The organism is Bradyrhizobium sp., assembly GCF_049586575.1.
GTDB lineage: Bacteria > Pseudomonadota > Alphaproteobacteria > Rhizobiales > Xanthobacteraceae > Bradyrhizobium.
This window is the reverse complement of sequence record NZ_JBAVCF010000629.1, coordinates 1-8,997: the sequence shown is the minus strand read 5'-3', so window position 1 is coordinate 8,997 and position 8,997 is coordinate 1. Positions and strand designations below refer to the sequence as shown.

8 protein-coding genes are annotated in these 8,997 nt (G+C 61.4%); 6 read left to right on the top strand and 2 right to left on the bottom strand.

Translation table 11 applies throughout. The features are described from left to right. From WB528_RS23335 to WB528_RS23310, 6 genes are all read left to right on the top strand, one after another. Positions 1 to 1,867: LPS-assembly protein LptD (locus WB528_RS23335; RefSeq protein ID WP_423891122.1), on the top strand; the 1,867-nt coding region annotated here is incomplete at its 5' end. Between the two features lie 187 nt (positions 1,868 to 2,054). Beyond that, positions 2,055 to 3,005, top strand: coding sequence for a peptidylprolyl isomerase (locus WB528_RS23330; RefSeq protein WP_423891120.1), 951 nt, complete (start codon positions 2,055 to 2,057; stop codon positions 3,003 to 3,005). 17 nt (positions 3,006 to 3,022) lie between these two features. After that, on the top strand, positions 3,023 to 4,030 hold the full coding sequence (gene pdxA, locus WB528_RS23325; RefSeq protein ID WP_423891118.1) for a 4-hydroxythreonine-4-phosphate dehydrogenase PdxA: 1,008 nt from the start codon (positions 3,023 to 3,025) through the stop codon (positions 4,028 to 4,030). A gap of 72 nt (positions 4,031 to 4,102) precedes the next feature. After that, the gene (gene rsmA, locus WB528_RS23320) at positions 4,103 to 4,996 is read left to right on the top strand and encodes a 16S rRNA (adenine(1518)-N(6)/adenine(1519)-N(6))-dimethyltransferase RsmA (RefSeq protein WP_423891116.1); all 894 of its coding nucleotides are present in this window, start codon (positions 4,103 to 4,105) and stop codon (positions 4,994 to 4,996) included. 141 nt (positions 4,997 to 5,137) lie between these two features. Next, the gene (locus tag WB528_RS23315) at positions 5,138 to 6,196 is read left to right on the top strand and encodes an alcohol dehydrogenase (RefSeq protein ID WP_423891115.1); all 1,059 of its coding nucleotides are present in this window, start codon (positions 5,138 to 5,140) and stop codon (positions 6,194 to 6,196) included. Between the two features lie 170 nt (positions 6,197 to 6,366). After that, positions 6,367 to 7,227: a hypothetical protein gene (locus WB528_RS23310; protein WP_423891113.1), complete on the top strand. Its 861-nt coding sequence runs from the start codon at positions 6,367 to 6,369 to the stop codon at positions 7,225 to 7,227. A 6-nt stretch (positions 7,228 to 7,233) separates the two neighbouring features. Here the strand turns inward: WB528_RS23310 and gmk are convergent, their stop codons facing one another. Both gmk and WB528_RS23300 read right to left on the bottom strand, forming a co-directional pair. Beyond that, positions 7,234 to 7,869 carry a guanylate kinase gene (gene gmk, locus WB528_RS23305; protein ID WP_423891111.1) on the bottom strand — a complete coding sequence of 212 codons (636 nt, stop codon included), beginning with the start codon at positions 7,867 to 7,869 and terminating at the stop codon, positions 7,234 to 7,236. Between the two features lie 25 nt (positions 7,870 to 7,894). Beyond that, entirely contained in the window at positions 7,895 to 8,782 is an 888-nt protein-coding gene (locus WB528_RS23300) for a YicC/YloC family endoribonuclease (protein WP_423891109.1), read from the bottom strand. Positions 8,783 to 8,997: the final 215 nt, after the last annotated feature.

Sequence of the window (8,997 nt, the reverse complement as noted above, 5' to 3'; positions counted from 1 at the left end):
GGTCAAGGGGATGCGCATCATCCACGACCAGATCGACAAGATGCTCTACTTCGAAAATGCGCAGCTGGAGTTCTTTGGTGTTCCGCTGGCCTATATTCCGTATTTCTCCGCGCCCGATCCCACAGTGAAGCGCAAGAGCGGCTTCCTCGCGCCGGCCATCTCGACCACCCCCCAGTACGGATATGCGGTCGAAGTTCCCTATTACTGGGCGATTGCGCCGGACTATGACGCCACCTTCAATCCGCGCTTCATGACCAATCAAGGCGTGCTGCTTCAGGGTGAGTTCCGCCAGCGCCTGATGGACGGCTCGTACCAGATCCGCGCCTACGGCATCGACCAGCTCGATCCCGGCGCCTTTGCCGGCCAGTCCGGCGACAGGCAGTTCCGCGGCGGCGTGGAGACCAAGGGCGAATTCGCCTTGAACGACAAATGGGTCTGGGGCTGGGAGGGTGTCGCCCTCACAGATCCGAACCTGCTGTTCGATTACCGGCTCTCGGTTTACCAGGACGTGCTGAACTCGTTCCTGACCCTGCCGACGGAAGCGCCGTCGCAGCTTTATCTGACCGGCGTCGGCAATCGCAGCTATTTCGATGCGCGGACGATCTATTACCTCAGCCTCTCCGGCAGCCAGTCGCAGGTGCCGGTGATCTGGCCGGTGGTCGACTATTCCAACGTGATCAACCACTCGGTGTTGGGCGGTGAGGTCAGCTACAAGACCAACTTCACCAACCTCACCCGCGACCAAGCAGTGTTCGATCCGATAAATCTGCTTGCCGCCGCCACCGGCGCCTGTCTGAACGCGACCGCCGACACGGCCCAGAACATCAACCGCCAGAACTGCCTGATGCGCGGCATGCCCGGCACCTATACGCGCTTCTCCGGCGAGGTCGATTGGCGGCGCTCGTTCACGGACCCGGCGGGTGAAATCTGGACACCGTTTGCCAGCGTGCGGGCCGATGCCATCAATGCCAGCGTCTCCAACCAGCCGGGCGTTGCCAACTTCCTGCCCGTCGGCGACACCCAGGCGCTGCGGGTGATGCCGACCGTCGGCCTCGAATATCGCTACCCCTTCATCAACGTTCAGCCATGGGGCTCCACCACCATCGAGCCGATCGCGCAGGTCATCATCCGTCCGAACGAATCCTATGCCGGCAAACTGCCCAACGAAGACGCCCAGAGCATGGTGTTTGACACCTCCAACCTGTTCGAGGTCGACAAGTTCTCCGGCTACGACCGCGTCGAAGGCGGTGGACGGGCCAATGCCGGCGTACAGGCGACCACCCAGTTCGACCGCGGCGGATCGATCACAGCGGCGTTCGGCCAGTCCTACCAGCTGTTCGGCATGAACTCCTTCGCGGTGCAGGACGTCACCAATACGGGCGTCGATTCGGGCTTGCAGACTCCGAAATCAGATTACGTCGCGAGCCTCGCCTACTCGCCGAACCGCACCTACACGATCGCGACGCGGGCGCGGTTCGACCAGGCGACCGGAAATATCGAGCGTTTCGAAACTGAGGCAAGTGCACACTTCGATCGCTGGGCGGTCGGTGTACTCTACGGCGATTACGCCGCGCAGCCGGACCTCGGATACCTGACCCGCCGCGAGGGCATTCTGGTCAACGGCTCGGTCAAGATCGCAAACAACTGGGTCGCCCAGGGCGCCGCCCGCTGGGATCTGGTCGCCAACCAGATCAACCAATACGTCGTCGGCGCGGGCTATGTTGACGATTGCTTCGTGCTGGCGGCCAACTACGTCACCTCCTTCTCCTATGCGACCACCACCTCACCGCCCATCCTTGGCCATGCCTTCATGTTGCAGCTCGGCCTGCGGACCCTTGCCAACACGAACTCGTCATCGCAAAACTAAGGCTTGGCCGTGGGACACGTGGGCGTTATTGCCGAGTAAAGCAGCAGGCCTTGCCAAGCTGGACGAAAGGGCCGCTGGCTGGCATGGGTTCTGGTGGGGTTTTGGATTAATGATCGCCTTGCAAATTTGCGGGCGGCATGGACGTCAAATCTGCTTCATCCGACTTAGGCTAACGTAGAAGACAACCATGGCTGTTACACTCTTTAGAAGGCTTTCAACGCTCATCCTGGGCGGCGGCATGGCCGTCGTTTTGATGGTAGCAACCCCGTCGCTGGCAAGGGCGCAGCAGGTCGTTGTCATGGTCAACGGAGAACCCATCACCAATTTCGACATCGAGCAGCGTTCCAAGCTGACCATGCTGAGCACCCACAAAATGCCGGATCGTCAGGACGTGATCAACGAGTTGATCGACGAAAAGGTGAAAATCAGGGAAGGAAAGAAATTCAGCGTCGATCCTTCCGCCAGCGACATCGATCAATCCTATGCCAGCATGAGCGGACGAATGCGAATTACTCCGGATCAGCTCACGAAGACACTGGAGGCCCAGGGCATTCGCGCCGAAACGCTCAAGGCGCGCATCAGGGCCGACATGGTCTGGAGCAGCCTGGTCCGCGGCCGGTACAAGGAAAGCCTTCAGGTCGGAGAAAAGGACGTGGAGGAGAAGGTCAAGGAACAGGGCGTCGAACAAACACCCGACACCCCGGGCTTCGAATACAAGATGCAGCCAGTCGTGCTGGTTGTGCCACGAGGGTCTGGACCGGATGTCATTGAAGCGCGCAAGAAGGAAGCCGAAGCCTTGCGCACCCGCATCCAGACCTGCGCCGAGGCAAACGCATTCTTCAAATCGATGCAGAACGCGGCAATACGCGAAACCGTGGTTAAAACCTCGGCCGACATGCCCGCCGCACTCCGCGAGATCCTCGACAACACGCCGGTCGGCCACCTGACGCCGCCTGAGATAACCAAGCAGGGTGTTGAAATGGTCGTGCTGTGCGCCAGAGACCCGACCAAGGTCGACACCCCTAAAAAGCGGGAAATTCGCGAAAAGATGTACAACGCCAAATACGAGGCGAAATCGAAGTCGTATTTGCAGGAAGTCCGCCGAGCCGCGATGATCGAATATCCGAAGTCGCAATGACCGGATATCGTTGACGCATGGCAAAGCCTCTTGCGCTGACATCGGGCGAGCCGGCTGGCATCGGACCCGACATCACGCTCAAAGCGTGGCTGCGCCGTAGCGAACTAAAATTGCCCGCTTTCTACTGGCTGGGCGACGCTGCTTCGCTGGATCGCCGCGCCAAGGCGCTTGGACTGGACGTCAGGCTCGCCGAGGTTCGCCCTGAAGACGCAGCCGGTACATTCGCGGAAGCCTTGCCGGTCGTCGCCACCGGTCACCTTGCAACTGCCCAACCCGGCCGCCCCGATGACAGCAGCGCCGGCGCAGCCATGGTCTCGATCCGCCAGGCGGTAGGCGACGTGATGGCAGGCCGGGCGGGCGCGATCGTCACCAATCCGATCGCCAAGAACGTGCTCTACCGCGCCGGCTTTCGCCATCCGGGTCACACCGAATACCTTGCCGAACTCGCCGCGACGAACGCTTCGACACCGCAGCCTGTCATGATGTTATGGTCACCAACGCTTGCCGTCGTGCCGGTAACGATTCATGTCTCGTTGCGTGAGGCGCTGGCGCAGCTCTCGAGCGATCTGATCGCTACGACGGCGCGTATCGCGGCGGCCGGATTGAAATCCTATTTCGGAATTTCGCGTCCACGTCTCGCCGTGTCCGGGCTCAACCCGCATGCTGGCGAGGACGGCTCGTTGGGCATCGAGGATCAGACCATCGTGGCGCCTGCCGTCAACCGCCTGCGTGGTGAGGGTTTGGAAGTCCGGGGACCGCTGCCGGCCGACACGATGTTCCACGACGCCGCGCGGCGAACATATGACTGCGCGATCTGCATGTATCACGACCAGGCGCTGATCCCGATCAAGACGCTGGCCTTCGAGGACGCGGTCAACGTCACCCTTGGATTACCCTTCATCCGTACCTCGCCGGATCACGGAACGGCCTTCGACATCGCCGGAACGGGCAAAGCCAATCCGTCGAGCCTGATTGCGGCATTGAGACTCGCCGCCCGCATGGCCGACGCCCGGCCAGTGCAGTGAATTTGACGTTCCTTCCAGTCTTGCTGCGAACTCGCCGCGATAAGATACGAATGTCAGAACCGGGACACTAGCATGAGCGCGATCGACGACCTTCCGCCACTTCGCGAGGTCATTCGCCGCCATTCGCTGTCGGCCCGCAAATCTCTCGGCCAGAATTTCCTGCTCGACCTCAACCTCACGGCCAGGATCGCGCGCGCCGCCGGCCCGCTTGAGGATGCAACCATTGTCGAGATCGGTCCCGGCCCAGGTGGGTTAACGCGGGCACTGCTGGCATCAGGCGCGCGCCACGTGATCGCCGTCGAACGCGACGAACGCGCCCTGCCCGCGCTTGAAGAAATTTCCACGCGATATCCGGGACGGCTGGAGATCGTCTGCGCCGACGCGCAGCGTTTCGATCCGCGTCCATGGCTTGGATCCGCTCGTGCAAAAATCGTCGCTAACCTGCCGTACAATATCGCGACCGCACTGCTCGTCGATTGGCTGTCGATCGAACCTTGGCCGCCCTGGTACGACATGATGGTGCTGATGTTTCAGCGCGAGGTCGCCGAACGTATCGTGGCGCACGAGAACGACGAGGCGTATGGACGGCTCGGCGTGCTGGCGAACTGGCGCGCCGAGACAAAGATCCTGTTCGATATTTCGCCGGCTGCTTTTGTGCCGCAACCCAAAGTGACCTCTTCTGTCGTGCGGTTGCTGCCGCGCGCGGCCCCGGAAATCTGCGACCGCCGGACGCTGGAGCAGGTAACTGCCGCAGCCTTCGGCCAAAGGCGGAAGATGTTGCGTCAAAGCCTGAAATCGCTGGCCATCGATCCAGCCCGGCTGGCCGCCGCAGCCCAGATCGATGTGACCCGGCGCGCAGAGACCGTTCCCGTCAGCGGCTTTGTTGCCATGGCTCAGGAATTGACCCATATACGCAACACTGGAGCTCAGATTCCGAAGTTCGCAGGCGATCACGGCGACCTCTGATGCGAGCTTCGGAATCAAAGGAGCTCCAGCAACTTATTGATCTGGTGCGGATTTGAATTTGAAGTTTCTAGACGAACTTGCCGCGAGACCATAGGAACTTCAAATTCGCGGCACTAGCTGAACATTTCCCGGAGAGATCTCATGCCGCTCATGCGCCGCCAATCGCTGGTCAAATTCGATGCTCCGCTGTGCGAAACGGTCATCGATGCGCCAAAGCCCGTGGGCCGGGAGGTTCTGGTCCGGATCGAGCGCTGCGGACTTTGCCATTCCGATCTTCATATCCAGGATGGCTATGCCGATCTCGGTGGCGGCAAGAAGCTCGACACCACCCGTGGCATGACGCTGCCCTTCACGCTCGGCCACGAGATCGCAGGCGTCGTCGAGGAAGTGGGCCCCGACGTGCCGAAGGATATCGTCGGCGCAAAGCGGGCCGTATTCCCCTGGATCGGCTGCGGTCAATGCCGTGACTGTTTGGCAGGTGACGAAAACCTCTGCGCCAAGCAGCGGTTTCTCGGCGTCGCCATCGACGGCGGCTTTGCCACCCACGTGCTGGTGCCGGACGCAAAATACCTGCTGGAATACGATCCGCTGCCGGTCAATCAGGCCGCGACGCTGATGTGTTCAGGGGTCACCGCTTATGGCGCGCTGAAGCGGCTGGTCGACCGCCCGCGACAGCGCAACCTGCTGCTGATCGGTCTCGGCGGCGTCGGCATGATGGGGCTATCTTTTGCGCAGGCGTTGTTCAAGCAGCCGATCACGGTCGCCGACCTGAGCGCGGCGGCCCGCGAGAGCGCGCTAAAGAACGGCGCGGCTTTCGCCTATGATCCGTCCGAGCCGGAGATCAGCCGGCGCATCATCAAGGAAACCGACGGAGGATTCGACGAGATCGTCGATTTCGCCGGCAACGAAAAGTCGATGGCGTTCGCAGTTTCGGTTCTGGCGCGCGGCGGCAAGATCGTGGTGTCAGGCCTCATGGGCGGCAATTTCAGCCTGCCCATGGTGCAATGGGTCTACAAGCGCATGACGATCGAAGGCTTCATGGTCGGGACGCTCGGTGAGGCGCATGAACTGATGTCGCTGGCGCGCGCCGGCAAGATCAAGCCGACACCGATGAGGGAGGAGCCGATGGCGGATGTCCAGAAATGGATCGATGCGCTGCGGGCCGGTCAGGTCGTCGGCCGCATCGTGCTGAAAAACTAAGGCTCTACCGAAGAACTAAAGCCCCGGAATCGTCATCCAGAGCGTGTCTCCCAAGACCACGGGCGCCAGCCCGAATTAAGCCTTATGCTGTCCGGATTTGTGGCGTATTGCGACCCAAGTTTTTGGTGAAGTTTGGCGTGTGAAATGTATCGCGTTCACCGGAGATACGCATGCCTAGCCGAACCGCGAAATTCGTATCGGCCGTTTTTGTCAGCATCCTTGTGGGAATCCCGCTTGTGACGATTGCATATGGCCAGACGGCTGCGGCAGATAGCTGCCTTTCTGGTCCGACAGGCGAAACGCCACCCGGTGGCCATTGGCGTTATCGCATCGACCACGCCAACAAGCGCAACTGCTGGTATCTTCGTCTTGAGGACGGCGAGGTGTCGCAAGCCGTTCCGCAAAACAGTCGACCGTCACCTTCTCCCGTCGCGAAGCCATCGGTCGCCGATGCCCGCGCCGAGCTGCGCCCGCAGCAGGCCGTCCGGGAAGACACTCGCACCGTCAGCCCGCCCTCTAATGCAGCTGGTAACGAAGCCAGTTCTGCAAACCCCTCGGTCTGGAACGTCACCGCAGCCGTAGCCACGCGCTGGCCGACATTGCCACCGGCCTTCGCCATGCCGAAGGCAGCAGCGAGCACGGCCTCTCCCGCCAGTGATGTAACGCAATCATCCGCCGACCCGGCTCCGGTCGCCGCTCCGTCGGCCCCGCACGCCAGTTTATCCATGCCGATTCGGCCGGAAATGATACCGACGCTGTTCGCCGCCACGGTCGGCGCGCTGGCGTTTGCCGGTGCTGCAGCGCTCATCGCCAGGCGTCGCCGCATGCGGATACGGCGCCGCAAGGTGCGATCCGCAAGGGCGCCGGTCTGGGAAACGACGGATGACGATCGTATCATCCTCTCGGATCAACTATCCTCGGATGTCAGGGATTATCGGCCGCGATTTGCCCGCAGCGCGCGGGGCGTAGGGCCTTCGAAAGACCGCGCGACGGACTTTGCCTCGCGCGCGCCGCGGTACGCGCGGAGGTGAAACCGGCTACTTTTCCAATTGCCGCTGCAATTCTCGAACGAATGTCGTCAGGCCGGTACGGCGTTCACGCTTGAGCCGTTCTGCCTTCAGGATCGACTGCACCTCGGCGAAAGCCTCGTCGACGTCATGATTGATGACGATGTAGTCGTATTCAGCCCAGTGACTGAGTTCGTGCGTAGCGCGGTTCATGCGCGCACGTATGACCGCATCGCTGTCCTGGGCGCGGCTATGCAGCCGCTTGTCCAGATCGGCTGCCGACGGCGGCAAAATAAACACGCTCACCACGTCCGCCCGGGCTTTCTCGCGAAGCTGCTGCGTGCCCTGCCAGTCGATGTCGAACAACACATCCTGTCCCGCCGACAAGGCCGTTTCGACGGCTGTCCGCGGCGTACCATAGCTGTTGTCGAATACGGTCGCCCACTCGAGCAGTTCGTTGCGGTGGACCATCTCCTTGAAACGGGACTGGTCGACGAACAGATAGTCGCGGCCGTCGACTTCTCCGGGCCGCATCGAGCGGGTCGTCGCTGATACCGACATCTTCAAGCCAGCCGTTCGTTCGATCAGCAGACGCGACAACGTCGTCTTGCCCGCGCCCGATGGCGAGGACAGGACGAACATCAATCCGCGCCGTTCAACCGACATCGCCGTGCCCTCGATCCGCCATTTATCACTCCAGATTCTGCACCTGTTCGCGGAATTGCTCCACCACGTTCTTCATTTCAAGGCCGGTATTGGTCAATTCGATATCGTTGGACTTCGAGCAACATGTATTGACCTCGCGATTGAACTCCTGCGCAAGGAAATCGAGACGCCGGCCAACCGGCCCGCCCTTGGCGATCATTTCGCGTGCCTGAGCCACATGAGAGGCAATGCGATCAAGTTCTTCGCGAATGTCGGCCTTTGCCGCGATCAGAAGCGCTTCCTGGTTGAGACGATCGGGATCGAAACGGTCAGACGTCTCCAGCAGCGCCGCAATCTGCTCGGCAAGGCGCGCCTTGACCGCGTCGGGCTTGCGTCCTGGCGCCGCTTCCGCCTTCTTCGCCAGTTGCTCGATCTCATCCATTCGCTGCAACAGAATCTGCCCTAATGCAGCGCCCTCCCGCTGGCGCATGTCGACCAGATGGGCCAACGCCTGATCGAAGGCTGCGGCTGCGGCATCCTTCGCGGCCTTATCTTCCGCTTCATCGCTTTCCGGCTCGACCACCTCAATCACGCCCTTGATCGCGAGTAACCCGTCGATGCTCGGCGCCACCGCATCAATCTTGCTGGCGAGCGCTCCGGCGACGCGCACGATCGAGGCCAGAACGCCTTCGTTGATACGTACCGTCGACAACGCGTTGACGCGCTTCACGTTGAAATTGGCGTAGATCGTGCCCCGCGACAGCACCTCGTTGGCACGCTTCTTGGCGTACACCTCCAGTTCGTCCCAACCCGGCGGTAGCCGCACGCGCAGGTCCAACCCCTTGGCATTGACCGATTTCAGCTCCCACTCAAACGCATAAGGCCCGCTGGCGCCATGGCTGCGGGCAAAGCCGGTCATACTCAACAGGACCATCGCGTAGGGTTCTCCGGGCGAAACGAGGGCCAGGGATTCGCTGGCCGAGCACAAGCTTAGCGCGTCTCCGGCCAAAGTGGAATTTGCGCGCTGCGGAATTACATTTCGACGGAGGACCATCGAAATACGATCACGCTCCGGCTTACCCGTCGGCTATTGCTGAAGCACAGGGGAAGGTGCTGACGATTGCGACGTGCCTTGCCGGGGCCGCGCCG

Excerpts from the sequence above, each read along its gene's own strand:
- WB528_RS23330 (WP_423891120.1), top strand. The coding sequence starts at position 2,055 with ATGGCTGTTACACTCTTTAGAAGGCTTTCAACGCTCATCCTGGGCGGC.
- pdxA (WP_423891118.1), top strand. The coding sequence starts at position 3,023 with ATGGCAAAGCCTCTTGCGCTGACATCGGGCGAGCCGGCTGGCATCGGA.
- rsmA (WP_423891116.1), top strand. The coding sequence starts at position 4,103 with ATGAGCGCGATCGACGACCTTCCGCCACTTCGCGAGGTCATTCGCCGC.
- WB528_RS23315 (WP_423891115.1), top strand. The coding sequence starts at position 5,138 with ATGCCGCTCATGCGCCGCCAATCGCTGGTCAAATTCGATGCTCCGCTG.
- WB528_RS23310 (WP_423891113.1), top strand. The coding sequence starts at position 6,367 with ATGCCTAGCCGAACCGCGAAATTCGTATCGGCCGTTTTTGTCAGCATC.
- gmk (WP_423891111.1), bottom strand. The coding sequence starts at position 7,869 with ATGTCGGTTGAACGGCGCGGATTGATGTTCGTCCTGTCCTCGCCATCG.
- WB528_RS23300 (WP_423891109.1), bottom strand. The coding sequence starts at position 8,782 with ATGGTCCTGTTGAGTATGACCGGCTTTGCCCGCAGCCATGGCGCCAGC.